20 protein-coding genes are annotated in these 19,177 nt (G+C 70.3%); 12 read left to right on the top strand and 8 right to left on the bottom strand.

The features are described 5' to 3' along the window. Positions 1 to 119: 119 nt before the first annotated feature. Positions 120 to 1,634 carry an RDD family protein gene (locus tag ACWCPF_RS03230; RefSeq protein ID WP_451043220.1) on the top strand — a complete coding sequence of 505 codons (1,515 nt, stop codon included), beginning with the start codon at positions 120 to 122 and terminating at the stop codon, positions 1,632 to 1,634. A gap of 98 nt (positions 1,635 to 1,732) precedes the next feature. Beyond that, entirely contained in the window at positions 1,733 to 2,431 is a 699-nt protein-coding gene (locus tag ACWCPF_RS03235) for an RDD family protein (protein ID WP_451043221.1), read from the top strand. A gap of 103 nt (positions 2,432 to 2,534) precedes the next feature. Here the strand turns inward: ACWCPF_RS03235 and ACWCPF_RS03240 are convergent, their stop codons facing one another. Next, a complete protein-coding gene (locus ACWCPF_RS03240; RefSeq protein WP_451043222.1) occupies positions 2,535 to 2,873 on the bottom strand; it encodes a hypothetical protein in 339 nt (112 codons plus the stop codon). 355 nt (positions 2,874 to 3,228) lie between these two features. On the opposite strand from ACWCPF_RS03240, the gene ACWCPF_RS03245 reads away from it, so the two are divergent. Further along, positions 3,229 to 5,580: an immune inhibitor A domain-containing protein gene (locus ACWCPF_RS03245; protein ID WP_451043223.1), complete on the top strand. Its 2,352-nt coding sequence runs from the start codon at positions 3,229 to 3,231 to the stop codon at positions 5,578 to 5,580. 121 nt (positions 5,581 to 5,701) lie between these two features. Beyond that, entirely contained in the window at positions 5,702 to 6,055 is a 354-nt protein-coding gene (locus tag ACWCPF_RS03250) for a hypothetical protein (RefSeq protein ID WP_450945626.1), read from the top strand. A 37-nt stretch (positions 6,056 to 6,092) separates the two neighbouring features. On the opposite strand, the gene ACWCPF_RS03255 is transcribed toward ACWCPF_RS03250, so the two are convergent. The 4 genes from ACWCPF_RS03255 to clpS all read right to left on the bottom strand — a co-directional run bounded on the left by ACWCPF_RS03255 (position 6,093) and on the right by clpS (position 9,713). Continuing rightward, positions 6,093 to 6,515, bottom strand: a complete 423-nt coding sequence (locus ACWCPF_RS03255) for a Mov34/MPN/PAD-1 family protein (RefSeq protein ID WP_451043224.1) — start codon at positions 6,513 to 6,515, stop codon at positions 6,093 to 6,095. 484 nt (positions 6,516 to 6,999) lie between these two features. Beyond that, positions 7,000 to 8,454 carry an amino acid permease gene (locus ACWCPF_RS03260; protein WP_451043225.1) on the bottom strand — a complete coding sequence of 485 codons (1,455 nt, stop codon included), beginning with the start codon at positions 8,452 to 8,454 and terminating at the stop codon, positions 7,000 to 7,002. Positions 8,455 to 8,742: 288 nt separating this feature from the next. After that, on the bottom strand, positions 8,743 to 9,351 hold the full coding sequence (locus tag ACWCPF_RS03265) for a DUF2017 domain-containing protein (protein WP_451043226.1): 609 nt from the start codon (positions 9,349 to 9,351) through the stop codon (positions 8,743 to 8,745). Positions 9,352 to 9,395: 44 nt separating this feature from the next. After that, positions 9,396 to 9,713 (bottom strand): ATP-dependent Clp protease adapter ClpS, encoded by a 318-nt coding sequence (clpS, locus tag ACWCPF_RS03270; protein ID WP_451043477.1) that lies wholly within the window; start codon positions 9,711 to 9,713, stop codon positions 9,396 to 9,398. Positions 9,714 to 9,851: 138 nt separating this feature from the next. Here clpS and ACWCPF_RS03275 point away from each other — a divergent pair, with 138 nt between their 5' ends. From ACWCPF_RS03275 to ACWCPF_RS03300, 6 genes are all read left to right on the top strand, one after another. Next, positions 9,852 to 11,186, top strand: a complete 1,335-nt coding sequence (locus ACWCPF_RS03275; protein ID WP_451043227.1) for a nicotinate phosphoribosyltransferase — start codon at positions 9,852 to 9,854, stop codon at positions 11,184 to 11,186. Positions 11,187 to 11,296: 110 nt separating this feature from the next. After that, positions 11,297 to 11,881 (top strand): nicotinamidase, encoded by a 585-nt coding sequence (locus ACWCPF_RS03280; protein ID WP_451043228.1) that lies wholly within the window; start codon positions 11,297 to 11,299, stop codon positions 11,879 to 11,881. Positions 11,882 to 11,943: 62 nt separating this feature from the next. After that, positions 11,944 to 12,969, top strand: coding sequence for a LacI family DNA-binding transcriptional regulator (locus ACWCPF_RS03285; protein WP_451043229.1), 1,026 nt, complete (start codon positions 11,944 to 11,946; stop codon positions 12,967 to 12,969). A gap of 93 nt (positions 12,970 to 13,062) precedes the next feature. Then, positions 13,063 to 13,158, top strand: a complete 96-nt coding sequence (locus ACWCPF_RS03290) for a putative leader peptide (RefSeq protein WP_351911754.1) — start codon at positions 13,063 to 13,065, stop codon at positions 13,156 to 13,158. Positions 13,159 to 13,246: 88 nt separating this feature from the next. Next, entirely contained in the window at positions 13,247 to 13,525 is a 279-nt protein-coding gene (locus tag ACWCPF_RS03295; protein WP_351911825.1) for a MoaD/ThiS family protein, read from the top strand. A gap of 7 nt (positions 13,526 to 13,532) precedes the next feature. Beyond that, positions 13,533 to 14,483 carry a PLP-dependent cysteine synthase family protein gene (locus tag ACWCPF_RS03300; RefSeq protein WP_451043230.1) on the top strand — a complete coding sequence of 317 codons (951 nt, stop codon included), beginning with the start codon at positions 13,533 to 13,535 and terminating at the stop codon, positions 14,481 to 14,483. Positions 14,484 to 14,518: 35 nt separating this feature from the next. Here the strand turns inward: ACWCPF_RS03300 and ACWCPF_RS03305 are convergent, their stop codons facing one another. Beyond that, positions 14,519 to 14,992, bottom strand: a complete 474-nt coding sequence (locus tag ACWCPF_RS03305) for a type II toxin-antitoxin system PemK/MazF family toxin (protein ID WP_451043231.1) — start codon at positions 14,990 to 14,992, stop codon at positions 14,519 to 14,521. Between the two features lie 216 nt (positions 14,993 to 15,208). Here ACWCPF_RS03305 and ACWCPF_RS03310 point away from each other — a divergent pair, with 216 nt between their 5' ends. Next, positions 15,209 to 15,961 carry an MBL fold metallo-hydrolase gene (locus tag ACWCPF_RS03310; protein WP_451043232.1) on the top strand — a complete coding sequence of 251 codons (753 nt, stop codon included), beginning with the start codon at positions 15,209 to 15,211 and terminating at the stop codon, positions 15,959 to 15,961. A 69-nt stretch (positions 15,962 to 16,030) separates the two neighbouring features. Here the strand turns inward: ACWCPF_RS03310 and ACWCPF_RS03315 are convergent, their stop codons facing one another. Together ACWCPF_RS03315 and ACWCPF_RS03320 are read right to left on the bottom strand one after the other, a co-directional pair. After that, complete coding sequence (locus ACWCPF_RS03315; protein WP_451043233.1) at positions 16,031 to 17,347, bottom strand: PTS transporter subunit EIIC; 1,317 nt, start codon at positions 17,345 to 17,347, stop codon at positions 16,031 to 16,033. 125 nt (positions 17,348 to 17,472) lie between these two features. Further along, on the bottom strand, positions 17,473 to 18,774 hold the full coding sequence (locus tag ACWCPF_RS03320) for a PTS transporter subunit EIIC (protein WP_451043234.1): 1,302 nt from the start codon (positions 18,772 to 18,774) through the stop codon (positions 17,473 to 17,475). Positions 18,775 to 18,872: 98 nt separating this feature from the next. Between ACWCPF_RS03320 and ACWCPF_RS03325 the strand changes: the two genes are divergently transcribed. Continuing rightward, a complete protein-coding gene (locus ACWCPF_RS03325; protein ID WP_450945637.1) occupies positions 18,873 to 19,142 on the top strand; it encodes a glucose PTS transporter subunit EIIB in 270 nt (89 codons plus the stop codon). The last annotated feature ends 35 nt before the right edge of the window (positions 19,143 to 19,177 follow it).

Genomic DNA, 19,177 nt, shown 5'->3' on the forward strand with positions numbered 1-19,177 from the left:
AGCCTGCACGGGGTTGCCCGGAAACGAGCGGGTACGGCAGGACTGGCGGTGCGGCTTGCGTCGGTCTGATAGATGTGGAGCCCCCCATCCCACCCCCGAGCAGATACGGGACGACGGACATGAGCGCCCCAACCCCGGCCCCCGGCGACGACCGGCCCCGCGAAGGGTATTACCCGGACCCGTCCATCCCTGGATACGTCCGGTACTGGAACGGTGCCGCCTGGGTACCGGGCACCAGCCGGCCGGCGCCGTCCGACGGCCGGCCGCTCACGCCCCCGCCCGGCGGCGGGCCCGCGGCCTCCGTGGAGGAGACCGGCCCGCACTTCTTCGACGAGGACCCGGCCGCGGCTCCGGCCGACCCCTACGGCGGCGGCCCCGAGCCCGCCTCCGCGTGGGGCGCCGACCGCTCCCGCCAGTCCGGCTTCGGCGGCGACCAGGACCGCCGGGTCTCCTGGGGCTCCCCGCCGGCCGCCGACCCGAGGGTGCCCGCCCCGGCCCAGCCCGAGGGCCGGTCGACGAGCACGGACGGCATGACGACGATCCCGCCCGCCGAGCCGGCCGACGGCGCCGGGGACGTGGTCTCCGGGGGCACGTTCGTCTTCCGCCGGCCGACCGCGGGCGCCGAGGGCTCGGGCGCGGCCCCCTCCGGTCCCGCCGGCCCCGTCCCCGACGAGGGCACCGTCACCTTCCGTGCGCCGGCCCCGCGCACGGGCCACCAGGACGGCGCGCCCGGCGCGTCCCCCGGGGGCACGCCGGCCCAGGGCGGGGCCTTCGCCCCCGGGACCCAGGGCCCGACGACGGCTCCGGCCGCGCCCCCGGCGACGCCGGCCGCCTCCGCCAAGCCCGGCTTCGGCGCGGGCAAGGCCGCCGCCGACCGCGCCGCGGCCGCCCAGGCGGCGGCCGTCCCCGCCCCGCAGGGCCCCGCGGCCTTCCCGGCCGCCGCCGCCCAGCAGGTCGCCCCGATTCCCACGCAGCCCCAGCCGCAGCCCCAGCCCCAGCCGCAGTCCGCCGCGCCGATGCTCCCCGGCGCCGGCGGCGGGCAGCCCTCGTGGGCGCAGCAGGTGCATCGGCTCGCCGGCGAGGACGGGCCCGTCGCACCGTGGAAGCCGCCGGTCGAGGACATCTTCCAGGCGGCCGCGCGGCGGCAGTCCGAGGCCCGTCCCGCCGGTCTCGGCAGGCGGTTCACGGCCCGGCTCGTCGACACGCTCGTCCTCGCGGCCGTCACGGGCGCCGCCGCCGTGCCGCTCGGTCTGAAGGCCCTCGACCACGTCAACGACAAGATCGACGCGGCCAAGCTCACCGGCGAGACCGTCACCGTCTGGCTGCTCGACGGCACGACGGCGGTGTACCTGGGCATCGTCCTCGCCGTCCTGCTGGTGTTCGGGGTGGTGTACGAGGCGCTGCCGACCGCCAAGTGGGGCCGCACGCTGGGCAAGAAGCTGCTCGGGCTGGAGGTGCGGGACATCGAGGGCGGTTCGCCCCCGTCGTTCGGGGCGGCCCTGCGCCGCTGGCTCGTCTACAGCGTGCCCGGTCTGCTCGTCGTCGGTGTCGTGGGCGTCGTCTGGGGCCTGTTCGACAAGCCGTGGCGGCAGTGCTGGCACGACAAGGCGGCGCACACCTTCGTCGCCGGCTGACGTCTGACGCCCGCCTGACGTCTGACGTCTGACGGCGCGTCCCCCGGACGGCCGCTCGCCGGATGCGGAGCCGGGGGGTTCGCGGTCGACTCGGGGGCATGACCACCGAACCGCCCCCCGGCTCCGGCGGCGGCGAGCCGCCGGAGGACGACCCGTTCAGGAAGCGGCCGCCGCACGAGCAGCCGCAGCCCCCGCACGAGCAGGGCTCGCCGTACGACACCCCGCACGGCCCGCAGGGACCGGAGGATCCGTACGGCGGCGGCGGTTCGCCCGGTGGCGGCCCGTACGGAGGCGGCGGCCCGTACGGGGGCGGCCCCTACGGCGGTTACCCCGCGGACCCGCTCGCCGGGATGCCGCCGCTGGCCGACGGCGGCAAGCGCACGCTGGCCCGGCTCATCGACATGATCCTGGTGTTCATCGTGGTGGCGCTGCTGGCCTGGGCCTTCGGGGTCGGTCAGTACAGCGTGGACACGGACGACGTCGAATTCGGCAAGACCTTCGGGCGGGAGCTGCTCGCCGCGATCCTGTACGTCGCGTACGACACGATCCTGATCGCCCGGACCGGCCAGACGCTGGGCAAGAAGTGGCTCGGCATGCGGGTGGCCAACCTCGACAACGGCTCCACGCCCTCCGCGCAGACCTCGCTGATCCGCGCGCTGGTGCTGTGGGTGCCGTTCGCGTTCTGCTGCGCCTGTCTGTGGACGGCGGTCTGCGGCGGCTGGAGCTACTTCGACAAGCCCTACAAGCAGGGCCTGCACGACAAGTCGGCCAAGACGGTGGTGGTCAGCACCGGCTGACGCACCGGGTCGGCGGCAAGCACGGCAAGCACGGCAAGTACAGCCAGGGGCCGGCGCCTCGCGGGAGGCGCCGGCCCCTGGCCGTACGTACGTAGGCCGGGTGTCAGGGGGCCGTGCGCTCCCGGACGGGCTCGGGCGCCGAGGCGACCGAAGCCGGCACGGGCGCGTGCACCGCAGCGACCACGGTGACCGGGGTGACGGGAACGGAGACGGGCTCGGGCCTGCTCGCGGGCTTCTTCGCCGCGGAGCGGGCCACGACGGTCCCCCGCGACTTCGGCGCCGGTACCGTCATGGCGACGAGCACGCCGAGCGCGACCGCGGCGACGACGATGACGGCGATGCCGGGGCCCGAACTCGTCTGTGACAGCAGCAGCATGGCGAGCGTCGAGAGGATGACGGTGCAGGAACCGTACGTGAGCTGTGCGAGGTTCGGACGAGGCATGGCAATCGTGTCCTCGGAAGCGGGGGCGGTCTCGACTCTATTCGGCTGCATGCCCGAGCGGAACGAACGGTAAGCGTGACCTAACCCACGGTGCCGGTGCACAGGGGGCGCACGGAGTCATGACGTCCAACCGGTGGACTGGTGTGCGCGCCCGTCATGTAACAGTCATATGTCCGCAATGCGAACAGCCGGTCCTGATAATGCAATTGACTTGTTCAAGTCAAGGTCTGTCTTTTCTTCCCAACCAGTAGTCAAATGGCGTCACTTGACTACACGCGTATAACAGCGCGCGGACCTTCCCAGACCGGGAATCCCCCCTACCGCGCGCACGGGCGCGTGCGTGGGAGGACATCAAGTGAGCAGTAGAACCTGGACGTTCAGAACGGCCGCGACGGTCGTCGCCCTGGCGGCGGCCTCGGCGACGTTCACGACGTTCGCCGTGGCGCAGGCCGCCGAGAACGGCTCGGCGAAGGCCCCGGCGGCGGACCGGCAGGACCCGCAGCCCGAGAAGGCCCACGAGCACGACTTCGACGGGCCGCTCAGCAAGACCCAGGAAGCTCAGCGCGAGGAGGCCCTCAAGCAGGTCATATCCGGCGAGGCCACGGTCAAGGACCGGGACGGCTCCAAGGTCGTCCAGCTCGCCAGCCGCAAGGGCGACAGCAAGTACGTCGAGCTCGGCCGCGAGAAGACCGACAAGATCTTCACGATTCTCGTCGAGTTCGGCGACCAGGTCGACCCCCGCTACGGCGGCACCGTCGGCCCGCTGCACAACGAGATAGCCGAGCCGGACCGTGCCACGAACAACACCACGGCCTGGCAGGCGGACTACAACCAGAAGCACTTCCAGGACCTGTACTTCGGCACCGGCAAGAACACCGAGTCGCTGAAGAAGTACTACGAGAAGCAGTCCTCGGGCCGCTACTCGGTCGAGGGCGAGGTGACCGACTGGGTCAAGGTCCCCTACAACGAGGCCCGTTACGGCTCCAACGACGCCTCCACCGGCGCCTGGTACGCGGTCCAGGACGGTGTCAACGCCTGGGTCGCCGAGCGCGAGGCGGCCGGCGCCACCGCCGCCGAGATCAAGGCCGAGCTGGCCGAGTTCGACCAGTGGGACCGCTACGACTTCGACGGCGACGGCGACTTCAACGAGTCCGACGGCTACATCGACCACTTCCAGATCGTGCACGCCGGCGAGGACGAGTCCGCGGGCGGCGGCGCCCAGGGCGCGGACGCCATCTGGGCCCACCGCTGGTACGCCTTCGGCACCGACGCCGGCTCCACCGGCCCGGACGGCAACAGGCTCGGCGGCGCCCAGGTCGGCGACACCGGCATCTGGGTCGGCGACTACACCATCCAGCCGGAGAACGGCGGACTCGGCGTCTACGCCCACGAGTACGGCCACGACCTCGGTCTGCCGGACGAGTACGACACCTCCGGCGGCGGCGAGAACTCCACCGGCTTCTGGACGCTGATGTCGTCCGGCTCCTGGCTCGGCACCGGCAAGCAGACCATCGGCGACCTGCCCGGCGACATGAACGCCTGGGACAAGCTGCAACTGGGCTGGCTGGACTACGACGTCGCCAAGGCCGGCGTGAAGTCCACCCACACGCTCGGCGTCGCGGAGTACAACACCAAGAACGCCCAGGCCCTCGTGGTCCAGCTGCCGGAGAAGGAGGTCACCACCGAGGTGGTCGCCCCGGCCGAGGGCGCCACGCAGTGGTGGAGCGCCAGCGGCGACAACCTGCGCAACACCCTGACCCGCACGGTCGACCTGACCGGCAAGACCTCGGCGTCGCTGACCCTCGACGGCTGGTGGGACATCGAGCAGGACTACGACTACCTGTACACCGAGGTCTCCACCGACGGCGGCGCGAACTACACGCCGATCGACGGCACGCTGCCCGACGGCAGCGCGATCCCGCGGGACGGCAGCGGCAAGCCGGCCCTCACCGGCACGGTCGACGCCCACCAGAAGCTGACGTTCCCGCTGGACGCCTACGCGGGCCAGCAGATCAGCCTGCGCTTCCGCTACGCCACCGACGGCGGCGTGGCCCAGAAGGGCTTCACGGCCGACGAGATCACCGTGACGGCGGACGGCGCGACGCTGTTCTCCGACAACGCGGAGAGCGCGGACGCGGCCTGGACGGCGAGCGGGTTCTCCCGCATCGGCGCGTCCATCACGGACGACTACGCGCAGTACTACATCGCCGAGAACCGCCAGTACGTGTCGTACGACAAGACCCTCAAGGTCGGCCCGTACAACTTCGGCTTCTCGACGACGCGCCCCGACTGGGTCGAGCACTACCCGTACCAGAACGGCCTGCTGATCTGGAAGTGGGACACCTCCCAGGCGGACGACAACACCAGCCAGCACCCGGGTGAGGGCCTGATCCTCCCGATCGACTCGCACCCCACCGCGCTGAAGTGGGCGAACGGCACCGCGATGAACGCCCGGCTGCAGAGCTACGACTCGCCCTTCAGCCTGTACCGCACGGACGCGATCACGGTCCACAAGGCCGATGTCGCGGTCAAGGTCAAGTCCCGTCCGGGCGTCGGCGTCTTCGACGACGGAAAGTCGACGTACTCCGACCCGCTGACCCCGCTCGCGGGCGTCAAGGTCACTGACACCAACACCTCGATCAAGATCGTCAAGGAGGCCCTGAACGGCTCCACGATCCAGGTGAAGGTCGGTCCGTCGGCGAAGTAGCCGACATCGTTGCAGGTCAAAGGCGCATCGGCGGCAGCCCCCTGGCGGGTTGCCGCCGATCGTGTTTAGGTGCCTCCTGTGATTCTCTTATTGACGCCGACTCGCACGGGGGTGTGACCGCATGGCCGCAGGAGGCTTCTGCAAGCTGCCCGACGGCATGGTGGTGGTGGCGGTCAACCTGCCCAGCCCCACCGCCCGAGAGGGCCTCCCAGGGCCCCTGGCGGACGTCCGCGTGCTCGTCCACGCCCAGAACCGGGCCCGAGCCCTGACCCGGCTCCGCAACCTGGGCCTGCGCGCCGTCTACCTGCGCGGCAACGCCGCTCCGCCGACCCCCGACGAGATCACGGCCGTCCTCCACCACCCGGACGGCCTCATATGGCGCACCGCCCCCGACAACGCCGTCCCCCTCGACGTGACGGTCGTACCGGAACTCTGGCGCCCCATCCGAGCCCTGCTGCGAAAGGCAGCGGCCTGAGCGCGGCGGACCCGAGGGCAGGCGCCTGTGCTGCTGCTCAGTAAGCCTCGACGACCTGGACGTCTTCCTCCGTGACCACCGCGTCCACGATGCGGAACGAGCGGAACTGGAACTCGCCGCCGCCGTCGGTGTCGGCCGTCGACACCAGGACGTAGTGCGCGCCCGGCTCGTTCGCGTAGGAGATGTCCGTGCGGGACGGGTAGGCCTCGGTGGCCGTGTGGGAGTGGTAGATGATCACCGGCTCCTCGTCGCGGTCGTCCAGCTCGCGGTAGAGCTTCAGCAGGTCACCGGAGTCGAACTCGTAGAACGTGGGCGACATGGCCGCGTTCAGCATCGGGATGAAGCGCTCGGGGCGGTCCGCGCCCTCCGGCCCCGCGACGACGCCGCACGCCTCGTCGGGGTGGTCCTTGCGCGCATGCGCGACGATCTTGTCGACGAGCTCCTGGGTAATGGTCAGCATGCCCGCCAGGATAAACAGCCCGCCCCGCGCCCCGGAGCGAAGCCGACCCCGCTTCGGCAGCGCCCTTTAGGGGCGCGGGGAACTGCGCGACCGGCCACGATGGCGCTGTAGTCGAGCGACGGCCCATCGTGGCGCATCCGGCGGACGAAGTCGCCCGCGGTGCGGCAGCGCCCTTATAGGGGCGCGGGGAACTGCGCGACCGGCCACGATGGCGCCGCAGCCGAGCGACGGCCCATCGCGGCGCATCCGGCGGACGAAGTCGCCCGCGGTGCGGCAGCGCCCTGAAGGGGCGCGGGGAACTGCGCGACCGGCCACGACGGCGCTGCAGCCGAGCGACGGCCCATCGCGGCGCATCCCGCGGACGAAGCCGACCGCGCTTCGGCAGCGCCCTGAAGGGGCGCGGGGAACTGCGCGACCGGCCACGATGGCGCCGCAGACGAGCGACGGCGCATCGTGGCACAGCGCGGCGCAGCCGGCCGAGCGGCTAGCCGAGCTTCGCCGGTTCCCGCTCGTGCCGGTCGGCGATCTGCGGGTTGCGGCCCTTGAGGATCTTCCAGCCGATGCCGAGGGCGGCAGCCCAGCCCGCCATGACATAGAGGCAGACGCGCGAGTCGGCGTCGTACGCGATCAGGCAGGTCACGAAGAGCAGGAACGCGATGGCCACCCAGCTGAACGCCGAACCGCCCGGGGCGGGGAAGCTCGACGCGGGCAGCCGGCCCGCGACGACCGCGCGGCGGTACAGGACGTGGCTGATCAGGATCATCAGCCAGGTCCAGATGCCGGCCGCGGTGGCCACCGAGGTCACATAGCCGAAGGCCTTCTCCGGGACGATGTAGTTCAGGACCACGCCGATGCCCATGAAGGCGACCGAGACCGCGATGCCGAAAGCAGGGGTCTTCGTCGACGACAGCTTGCGGAAGACCGCGGGGGCCTCACCGCTGTCGGCCAGGTTCCGCAGCATGCGGCCCGTGGAGTACATGCCCGAGTTGCAGGAGGACAGGGCCGCGGTCAGCACGACGAAGTTGACGATGCCGGCGCCCGCCGGGATGCCGATCTTCGCGAAGGCCGCCACGAACGGCGAGACGCCCGGCGCGAACTCGGTCCACTTCACCACGCACAGGATGACGGTGAGCGCGCCGACGTAGAACAGCGCGATCCGCCAGGGAAGCGTGTTGATCGCCTTGGGGAGGGTCTTCTCCGGGTTCTCCGACTCACCGGCCGTCACACCGACCAGCTCGACCGCGAGGTAGGCGAACATCACGCCCTGCAGCGTCATCAGCGACGAGCCGACGCCCTTGGGGAAGAAGCCGTCGAACTCCCACAGGTTCGAGACCGCGGCCGTGTCGCCGGCGCTGCTGAAACCGAAGGTCAGCACGCCCAGGCCGATCACGATCATGCCGATCAGCGCGGTGACCTTGACCATCGAGAACCAGAACTCGAGCTCGCCGAAGAGCTTCACGGAGATCAGGTTGACCCCGAAGAGGATCACCAGGAAGACCAGCGCGGTCACCCACTGGGGGACGGCCGGGAACCAGTAGTTGACGTAGATCGCGGCGGCCGTCAGCTCGGCCATACCGGTGACGACCCACATCAGCCAGTACGTCCAGCCGGTGAAGTAGCCGAAGAACGGGCCGAGGAATTCACGGGAGTACTCCGCGAACGAACCCGAGACGGGCCGGTAGAGCAGCAGCTCGCCGAGCGCCCGCATGATGAAGAAGACGATCGCGCCCGCGAGCGCGTACATCAGGATGAGGCTGGGACCGGCCTTGGCGATGTTCGCCCCGGCGCCCAGGAAGAGGCCGACGCCGATGGCGCCGCCGATCGCGATCATCTGGACCTGGCGGCTGCCGAGCCCGCGCTCGTATCCCTCTTCGGGCGTCCGGTCCGGGCCGTTGCCGTCCGCGCCGTTGTGTTCCGTGTCGACCTGAGCGGAGGTCATGTGTGTGGTGCGCCTTTCTCCGAATCCCCCCGGGTACAGGAGCTGCCCGGCCGACGGTCCGTCGGCCACACGGCGCACCCGGCGGGACATGGGTGGCGTCCGCCGGGTGGTCGTGAAGATTTATCACGCCCGCAACATTGATCACCGGCGGAACATGTGGCGCACACCATAGGAAGAAGCGGACAAAACGCATCCCCGGGCGGCATAACCGGCCGGGGAGGTAATGCGATCGTTATCCGGATTTGAGTGTCCGCTGAGCGAACAGCGCGATCGGCGAATTAGCGCGAACTACGGCAAAAGGGTCGCCACAAGGGTCTCCTGGAGCCCGCCCAGCCACAGATACGCCATCACCATCGGCTTGCGCGGGTCGTCGTCCGGCAGCCGGTACAGGAGGTCGGTGTCGTCCTCCTCGGTGATCTCCAGCCGGGAGCCGATCGCCAGCCGCAGGTCGTTCAGCGCGCGCAGCCACCGCTGGGACTCCGCCGGGGACAGCTTCAGCACCGCCCCGCCCTCGCCGGCCGCCTCGGAGGCCAGCGCGTCCAGTGAGCGGACCATCGCGAGGGCGTTCTCCCGCTTGCCGGCCCGCAGATCGTTCTCGGTGAAGCGGCGGAACTCGGCCGAGTATGCCTTCTGCTCGTCCGCCTGCTTCGGACCCGAGGAGCCCTCCGGGTCGGTGTAGGCGTCCGGGAACAGGCGCCGCAGCACCGGGTCGGCGGGCGGCTCGCTCGGCCCCTCGGCGAAGAGCTCGGCGAGCGGGTCGTCGGAGGCGTCCTCGGCGGGGCCGGGGCCGATGAGCTCCAGGAGCTGCACGGCCAGCGACCGGATGATCGAGATCTCGACGTCGTCGAGTGCGACGGCCGCGCCGCCGCCGGGGATCGGTTCGAATTGTCCAGGCATCAGTGAGGTCGTTTACTCCGGTCTGCTTCCGGTCTGCTTCCGGTCTATTTCCGGTCCTGCTGGAGGGTGGCCCACAGGCCGTAGCCGTGCATGGCCTGCACGTCGCGTTCCATCTCCTCGCGAGAGCCGCTGGAGACGACCGCCCGGCCCTTGTGGTGGACGTCCATCATGAGCTTGGTGGCCTTGTCCTTGGTGTACCCGAAGTACGACTGGAAGACATAGGTCACGTAGCTCATGAGGTTGACCGGGTCGTTGTGGACGATCGTGACCCACGGGACGTCCGGCTCGGGGACGGCGAAGACCTCCTCCGCCGACTCGGTGCGTTCGATCTCAAGGGGAGCGGGTGACGTCACATGGCCCATGCTGCCACGCATCCCGGAAATCGTCACACTGACGAAATGGGGGTACGATGCTTGCCATGCTGCATACACCGGGGGACAACCCCCGGACCCCCGGCCGACGTCGGGGGCACCCGGAGATACAGGGCTAGGAGTGCTTTCGTGGACGTGGCGGACCTTGGGCTCCCGGTGGACGTTCCCTCTACCGCGCTCTTCACGGACCAGTACGAGCTGACGATGCTGCAGGCCGCCCTCAAAGCGGGCACGGCCGAGCGGCGCAGCGTGTTCGAGGTCTTCACCCGGCGGTTGCCGGACGGCAGGCGCTACGGAGTCGTCGCCGGCACCGGGCGCGTCCTGGACGCCGTCGAGAACTTCCGCTTCGACGCGGCCGTCCTCGGCTTCCTGCGCGAGCGCGACATCGTCGACGCACAGACCCTGGACTGGCTCGCCGGATACCGCTTCTCGGGTGACGTCTGGGGCTACCCGGAGGGCGAGGTCTACTTCCCGGGCTCGCCGATCATGCGCGTCGAGGGCTCCTTCGCCGAATGCGTGCTCCTGGAGACCGTGATCCTCTCCATCCTCAACCACGACTCCGCCATCGCGGCCGCCGCCTCCCGCATGTCCTCCGCGGCCGGCGAGCGGCCCCTGATCGAGATGGGCGCCCGCCGCACCCACGAACTCGCCGCGGTCGCCGCCTCCCGCGCCGCCTACGTCGGCGGCTTCGCCACCACCTCCGACCTGGCCGCCGGCTTCCGCTACGGCATACCCACCGTGGGCACCAGCGCCCACGCCTTCACCCTGCTGCACGACACCGAGCGCGACGCCTTCCAGGCCCAGGTGAACTCGCTCGGCCGCGGCACCACCCTGCTCGTGGACACCTACGACGTCGCCGAAGCCGTCCGCATGGCGGTGGAGGTCGCCGGGCCCGAGCTCGGCGCGGTCCGCATCGACTCCGGCGACCTGCTGCTCGTGGCCCACCGGGTCCGCCGGCAGCTCGACGAGCTGGGCGCGCGGGACACCCGGATCATCGTCACCTCCGACCTCGACGAGTACGCCATCGCCTCGCTCGCCGCGGCCCCCGTCGACGCGTACGGCGTCGGCACCCAGCTGGTCACCGGCTCCGGACACCCCACCTGCTCGATGGTCTACAAACTGGTCGCCCGCGCCGAGTCCGCCGACCTCAAGGCCCCGCTGGTCCCGGTGGCGAAGAAGGCGTCCGGCGGCAAGACCTCCGTCGGCGGCCGCAAGTGGGCGGCCCGCCGGCCCGACGCACAGGGCGTAGCCCAGGCCGAGGTCGTCGGCACCGGACCGGTCCCCGCCGCACTGGCCGACCACCAACTCCTCGTCGAACTGATCAAGGGCGGCGAGGTCGTCGCCCGCGAGCCCCTCGACGTCGCCCGCGACCGCCACACGGCCGCCCGCGCCCGCCTCCCGCTCTCCGCGACCCAGCTCTCCCGCGGCGAACCCGTCATCCCGACGGAATACGCCACGGAGTAGGCCCGTCCGCCGGGCCCTCTCCTCAGGGCCCGTTCCGCCGGGCCCCCTCCCGCAGCGCCGACAAAGTCTCTAGGCTCAATTACTTCATCCTCAGTCGAAGGACACCGACCATGCGCCGCGCCTTGATCGTCGTAGACGTGCAGAACGACTTCTGCGAGGGGGGCAGTCTCGCGGTGACCGGCGGTGCCGACGTGGCCGCCGCCATCACCGAGCTGATCGGGCAGGCCCCCGCCGGATACCGGCATGTGGTGGCCACCCGCGACCACCACATCGCGCCCGGCGGCCACTTCGCCGACAACCCCGACTACGTCCACTCCTGGCCCGCGCACTGCGTCGCCGGCACCGAGGGCGTCGGCTTCCACCCCAACTTCGCCCCGGCCGTCGCCTCCGGCGCCGTCGACGCCGTCTTCGACAAGGGCGCCTACTCCGCCGCCTACAGCGGCTTCGAGGGCGCCGACGAGAACGGCGTCGCACTGGGCGACTGGCTGCGCGCCCGCAGAATCGACGAGGTCGACGTCGTCGGCATCGCCACCGACCACTGCGTGCGGGCCACCGCCCTGGACGCGGCCCGCGAGGGCTTCCGCACCCAGGTCCTGCTCGACCTCACCGCCGGAGTCGCCGAGGAGAGCACCGACCGCGCCCTGGAGGAACTGCGCGCGGCGGGCGTGGAACTCACCGGAAAGCCGGTCGTCTGACACGCGACCCCCGGATACCGTCTCCGTATCTCTCAGTCCGACTCGGCCCCACGGAGACGGTGTTGACGCAACGCTCGCACGCACGGCGCCCCACGCTCGACGATGTCGCCCGGCGGTCGGGGGTCTCCAAGTCGACCGTCTCACGGGTGATCAACGGCGAGGCCCGGGTCCGGGCGGAGGTCGCCGACCGGGTCCGCCACGTCGTCGCCGAACTCGGCTACGTGCCCAACCAGGCCGCCCGGCAACTCGTCACCCACCGCACCGGCGCCGTCGCCGTGGTCGCCGCCCAGCCTGAGAACCGGCTCTTCCTCGACCCGTTCTTCGACCTCCTGCTGCGCGGCATCCGCCGCGAACTCGCCCTGCACGGCGCCCAGGCCGTCCTGCTGTTCGTGGAGGAACCCGACGACTACGCGCGCGTGGCCGACTACCTCGGCGGCGGCCACGTCGACGGCGCGATCCTGTTCTCCCTGCGCCCCGGCGACCGACTGGCCGAGATGACCGACCGGCTCGCCCTGCCCGCCGTCTTCGGCGGCCGCCCCCTCCTCCGCGACGGCGACACCGTCCACCGCCACGCCTACGTCGACGGCGACAACCGCGGCGGCGCCCGCCAGGCCGTCCAGCATCTGGTCGCGCTCGGACGGCAGCGGATCGCCACCGTCGCCGGCCCCTACGACCAGGAGAACTCGGCGGCCGACCGGCTCGCCGGCTACCACGACGTCCTGCTCGACGCCCCGGCCGAACTCGTCGAGCGCGCCGACTACACCCGCCAGGGCGGAGCCGACGCCATGGCCGCACTGCTGGACCGCCGCCCCGACCTGGACGCCGTCTTCGTCGCCTCCGACCTCATGGCGACCGGTGCGCTGCAGATCCTGCGCGAGCGCGGCCGCCGGGTGCCCGAGGACGTCGCCGTCGTCGGCTTCGACGACCTCGCCTCCCTCGCCGAGTCCACCGACCCGCCCCTGACCACCGTCCACCAGGACGTCCCGGAGATGGGCCGGCTGCTGGCCCGGCTGCTCCTGCGCGACGACACCCCGCAGCCGCCCTCGGTGGTCGTCCCGACCCGCCTGGTGCACCGCGCCTCCGCCTAGGCCCTGTCCAGGGATCTCAGTCCCCGACCGCAATCCGTCCATCATGTGGGATCACACTCCGGCAGCCGGACCGGGAATCGATACGATGAGCCCATGGTTCTGAACGACGTGAGCGAGAAGACGCCGGGCACGCTGCTCGTGGCGCGGCTGCACGTCGACCTGTGCAGGCTCGCCAGCGCCATCTGTTGACGCCGGCCCTGCCGCCGTAGGCCGTGAGCCGCGGCGCCTCACACGCACGTTCCGCGCCGCCCACACCTTCCGACAGGAGTCCTCAGCCATGGCCATCGAGGTCCGCATCCCGACCATCCTCCGCCAGTACACCGACGGTCAGAAGGCGGTGGAGGGAAACGGTGACACCCTCGCCGCGCTGTTCACCGACCTCGAGACCCGGCATGCGGGAATCCACGCCCGCATCGTGGACGACGGCAAGCTGCGCCGCTTCGTCAACGTGTACCTGAACGACGAGGACGTCCGCTTCGTCGACGGCATCGACACCAAGCTGACCGACGGCGACACCGTGACGATCCTGCCGGCCGTCGCCGGCGGCATGGCCTGACCCCGGCATGCGTTACGACTCCCCGCTGGCCGCGGTGGGCAACACCCCTCTGGTGCGCCTGCCGCGGCTCTCGCCGTCCGCCGAGGTCCGCATCTGGGCCAAGCTGGAGGACCGCAACCCCACCGGCTCGGTCAAGGACCGCCCCGCGCTGCACATGGTCGAGCAGGCGGAGAAGGACGGCCGGCTCACCCCCGGCTGCACCATCCTGGAGCCGACCAGCGGCAACACCGGCATCTCCCTCGCCATGGCGGCCAAGCTCAAGGGCTACCGCATGGTGTGCGTGATGCCCGAGAACACCTCGCAGGAACGCCGGGACCTGCTCCGCATGTGGGGCGCCGAGATCATCCCCTCCCCGGCCGCCGGCGGCTCCAACACCGCCGTGCGCGTCGCCAAGGAACTCGCCGCCGAGCACCCCGACTGGGTGATGCTCTACCAGTACGGCAACCCCGACAACGCCGGCGCCCACTACGCGACGACCGGCCCGGAGATCCTCGCCGACCTCCCCTCCGTCACCCACTTCGTCGCGGGCCTCGGCACCACGGGCACGCTCATGGGCGTCGGCCGCTACCTCCGCGAGAACAAGCCGGACGTGAAGATCGTCGCCGCCGAGCCGCGCTACGACGACCTGGTCTACGGCCTGCGCAACCTCGACGAGGGCTTCGTCCCGGAGCTGTACGACGCCTCCGTGCTCACCACCCGCTTCTCGGTCGGCTCGGCGGACGCCGTCACCCGCACCCGGGAACTCCTCCAGCAGGAGGGCATCTTCGCGGGCGTCTCCACGGGCGCGGCCCTGCACGCGGCGATCGGCGTCGGCAAGAAGGCGCTGGCGGCCGGCGAGAGCGCGGACATCGTGTTCGTCGTCGCGGACGGCGGCTGGAAGTACCTGTCGACGGGCGTCTACACGGCGGCGACGACGGAGGAAGCGATCGAGACGCTGCAGGGCCAGCTCTGGGCGTAGCCGCCGGCCGCTGAAGCGGTGAAGCGGTGAAGCGGTCAGGTGGTGAGGTGACGGACCTGGTCCCACAGGAGCGGGTCCACCACCCCCACCCGCCGCCGGAAGTCCCACACCCGCACCTCGCGCAGCTCGCCCGTCTCCAGGAAACTGGCCCGCCCCTGCGCGTCGCCCACCGCACCGGGCGGCAGCGGGATCACCCCGGCCCGCTCCTCGTGATACTTGCTGGTGATCTTCGCGACGGTCACCCGGTCACCGCGCACCGTCAGCACCAGACACGGCCGGTCCTTGTTCCCGGGCAGCCCGTCCTCGAACGGCACGTTCGCCCACCAGATCTCCGCCGGCCGCGGCTTCCCGGCGAGCCCGCGCCTCCGGCTCGGCCGTCCCGCCGCCCGGCCCGGCGGCCGCGTCCGCCGCCTCCGCAGCCGCCCCCGCCGTCCCCACCCGTCGACGAGCGTGGCGACCAGCGCGAGCAGCACCAGCGCCGCGAGCGCGAGCCACCAGGACGTGTCCATAGGACGACGTTACCGGCGCGCGACGACCACCGCGCGCCCTCTTCGTGGCCCGCGCGCCTCGGGTCCAGCCGAACCGGTGACACCACAGGTGAGTTCCCCCACAACAGCCCCTGGCGGAGGAGCGACCCGGGGTTTTGCGCCTTACGCTCGACAAACCGCACGACCCCCGTCGCCCCATTCACGATCATTCGTCCCGCCAGCGGAGGTTTCTGCTTTATGAAGCTCACCGTCGTCGGCTGCTCGGGGTCGTTCCCGTCCGCGGAATCGGCCTGCTCGAGCTACCTCGTAGAGGCCGACGGCTTCCGGCTGCTTCTCGACATGGGCAACGGCGCCCTGGGCGAGCTGCAGCGCCACTGCGGTCTCTACGACCTCGACGCGATCTTCCTGAGCCATCTGCACGCCGACCACTGCATCGACATGTGCGCGTACTTCGTCGCACGCTACTACCGCCACGAGGGCGGCCGCTGCGCCCCCATTCCGGTCTACGGACCGGAGGGCACCGAGCACCGTCTGACCACGGCCTACGCGGACACCCCGTCGGCCTCCTCGATGAGCGAGGTCTTCGACTTCCACACGGTCAAGCCGTCCACCTTCGACATCGGACCGTTCACCGTGCACACGGAACGCGTGGCGCACCCGGTGGAGGCGTACGGCATCCGCGTCGAACACGGCGGGAAGTCGCTGACGTACTCCGGTGACACGGGAGTGAGCCCGGTCCTGGCCGACCTCGCCCGCGACACCGACCTGTTCCTGTGCGAGGCCGCCTTCACGCACGGCAAGGAGAACATCCCCGACCTGCACCTCAACGGCCGCGAGGCGGGTGAGACGGCGAGCCTGGCGGGGGCGCGCAAGCTCGTGCTGACCCACATCCCGCCGTGGACCGACCCCCAGGTCAACCTGGCGGACGCCCGCGCGGTCTTCGACGGCCCGGTGGAGCTGGCGGCGCCACGGGTGACGTACGAGATCTGACGAGCACGTCATGCAGAAGACCCCCGAAGCAGTTCAGGGCTCCGGGGGTCTTCGCGTCGCTGCAGAGGCCTACTTCGCCTCCGCCGCCTGCAGCTCGGCGAGTTCCTCGTCGGACTCGCGGCCCGGCGTGGGCAGGTTGAACTTGATGATGGCGAAGCGGAAGACGAAGTAGTAGACCGCGCCGAAGACCAGGCCGACGGGTATCAGCAGCCAGGGCTTGGTGGAGATGCCCCAGTTGATGAAGACGTCGATGAAGCCGGCCGAGAAGCTGAAGCCCATGTGCATGCCCAGGGCCCAGGTCACGGCCATCGAGATCGCGGTGAGGACCGCGTGGATGGCGAAGAGCACCGGGGCGATGAACATGAACGTGAACTCGATCGGCTCGGTGACACCCGTGAAGAACGAGGTCAGGGCCATCGACATCATCATGCCCAGCACGACCTTGCGACGCTCGGGACGGGCGCAGTGCGCGATCGCGAGGGCGGCGGCGGGCAGACCGAACATCATGATCGGGAAGAAGCCGGTCATGAACATTCCGGCCGACGGGTCGCCGCCGAAGAAGCGCGGCAGGTCGCCGTGGAAGGCCGTGCCGGCGGAGTTGGTGAAGTCGCCGATCTGGAACCAGGCCACCGAGTTCACGAACTGGTGCATGCCGATCGGGATCAGCGCGCGGTTGATGAGTCCGAAGAGAGCCGCGCCGAAGGAGCCCAGGCCGGTCATCCACTCGCCGAAGTCGGTGATGACGTCGCCGATGGGCTCCCAGCCCACGACCACCAGGACGCCCAGGACGGTACCGAGGGCGGCGGTGATGATCGGGACGAGCCGACGGCCGTTGAAGAAGCCGAGCCAGTCGACGAGCTGCTTGCGGTGGTAACGCTGCCAGAGCACCGCCGTCAGGAGACCGAGGATGATGCCGCCGAGCACGCCCGGGTTCTGGAAACTCGCGGCCTGCGCGGCCTCGTTGCCCTTCTGCCAGAAGCCGCCGCCCAGCCCGGTCGCCGTGTAGGTGGCGCCCTCGTGCCCGTCCTTGATCGGGTACTGGTGGATCACCGCGTAGTAGCTCAGGAAGCCGACCACCGCGGCCAGCGCCGTCGAGCCATCGGCCTTCTTCGCGAAGCCGATGGCCACGCCTATGCAGAACAGCAGAGGCAGACCGAAGGAACTGTCCAGCAGGGCACCGCCGGCTCCGGCGAACACCTTCGCCACATCGGCCGGGATGTGGAACCTCTCCTGGGAGTCCGCTTGACCGAGGCGCAGCAGCAGACCCGCTGCCGGCAGTACGGCGATCGGGAGTTGGAGGCTGCGGCCGACCTTCTGCAGGCCCTGGAACAGACCGGATCCCCACTTCCTCGCGGGGGCCGCCGTGGGCGCGGTGGCGGTGCTCATAGACTTCCTCCATCGGGTGGTGGTCTACACCACTCAGTGGTGTAGACCATGTTGTAGCACGATGAAGGCGGCATAAGGAACCCACTGTTCCCGCAACCGTTGAACTACGTTGAGCTACCGCTCCACTACGCCTTGGTGACGTCCTCCCGCTCGTCCTCCGGCTCCCGCCCCGGCGTCTTCAGATCGAACTTCGTGATCGCGAAACGGAAGATCACGTAGTAGACGACGGCGAAACACAGACCGATCGGGATGATCGCCCACGGCTTCGTCGCCAGGTTCCAGTTGATGACGTAGTCGATGAGCCCGGCCGAGAAGCTGAAACCGTCATGTACGCCCAGCCCCCACGTCACCGCCATCGACACACCCGTCAGCACCGCGTGCACCACATACAGCAGCGGCGCGATGAACAGGAACGAGTACTCGATCGGCTCGGTGATACCCGTGACGAACGACGTCAGCGCCACCGACAGCATCAGACCGCCGACCTCCTTGCGTCGCGCCGGCCGCGCGCAGTGCGTCATCGCCAGCGCCGCCGCCGGCAGCGCGAACATCATGATCGGGAAGAAACCCGAGGTGAACTGGCCCGCGTCCGGGTCGCCCGCCAGGAACATGTTGATGTCACCGTGCACCACCGTGCCGTCCGGCTTGGTGTACGTCCCGAACTGGAACCAGATGGGCACGTTCAGGAACTGATGCAGACCGATCACCAGCAGCGCCCGGTTCGCGAGGCCGAAGATGCCGGCGCCCCATGAACCCGCGTCGCTCAGCCAGTCGCTGAAACTCTCCAGCCCGTCGCCGATCGGCGGCCAGATCCACAGACACAGCGCGGCGAACCCGATCGCGACGAACGCCATGATGATCGGCACCAGCCGCCGCCCGTTGAAGAAGCCGAGCCAGTCCACCAGCTTGGTGCGGTGATAGCGCTGCCAGAAATAGGCCGTCAGCAGCCCCATCACGATCCCGCCGAAGACCCCCGGATTCTGGTACGTGAACGCCACCACCGTCTGGTCGACGGTCGCCTGACAACCGATCCCGACGACCGCCTGCGCCCCGCTCGGACAGTCCTCCGGGAACTGCCGCAGCACGCTGTAGTAGACGAGGAACCCCGCCACCGCCGCCAGCGCCGTCGAACCGTCCGCCTTCTTCGCCATGCCGATGGACACACCCACGCAGAACAGCAGCGGCAACCCCAGCTGACCGTCGAGCAGTGCGCCGCCCGCCCCCGCCATCACCTTCGAGACATCGGTCCAGCCCAGTCCGTCGTCCCCGAACACATCAGGCTGCCCAAGGCGGTTGAGAATGCCCGCGGCCGGCAGCACGGCGATCGGCAGCTGAAGACTGCGGCCCATCTTCTGCAGCCCCTGGAACGCGGTGTTCCAGTGCTGACGTGCGGGACCGACCCCGGTCCCCGCGCTCTCGGCACTCATCGTTTGGCGACCGCCTGTCAGGTGGTGTAGACCAGCTACGGACGATTGGGTTGCTGTGAGGTCATCCTTCGGTACACACAGCGCAATCGCTCGCGAAGATGGGCCAACTGTGCGTCACGTGTAAGGAGACCGAAATGGCCACCAAGGCTGAGAAGATCGTCGCCGGACTCGGCGGCCTCGACAACATCGAAGAGATCGAGGGCTGCATCACCCGGCTGCGCACCGAGGTCAACGACCCCGCACTCGTCGACGAAGCCGCCCTCAAGGCCGCCGGCGCCCACGGCGTCGTCAAGATGGGCACCGCCATCCAGGTCGTCATCGGCACCGACGCCGACCCGATCGCAGCGGAGATCGAAGACATGATGTGAGCCGCCCGGCTCCCCCCGGCAGGGGCTCCCTCCCA

It is taken from the genome of Streptomyces sp. NPDC001858 (assembly GCF_053594615.1).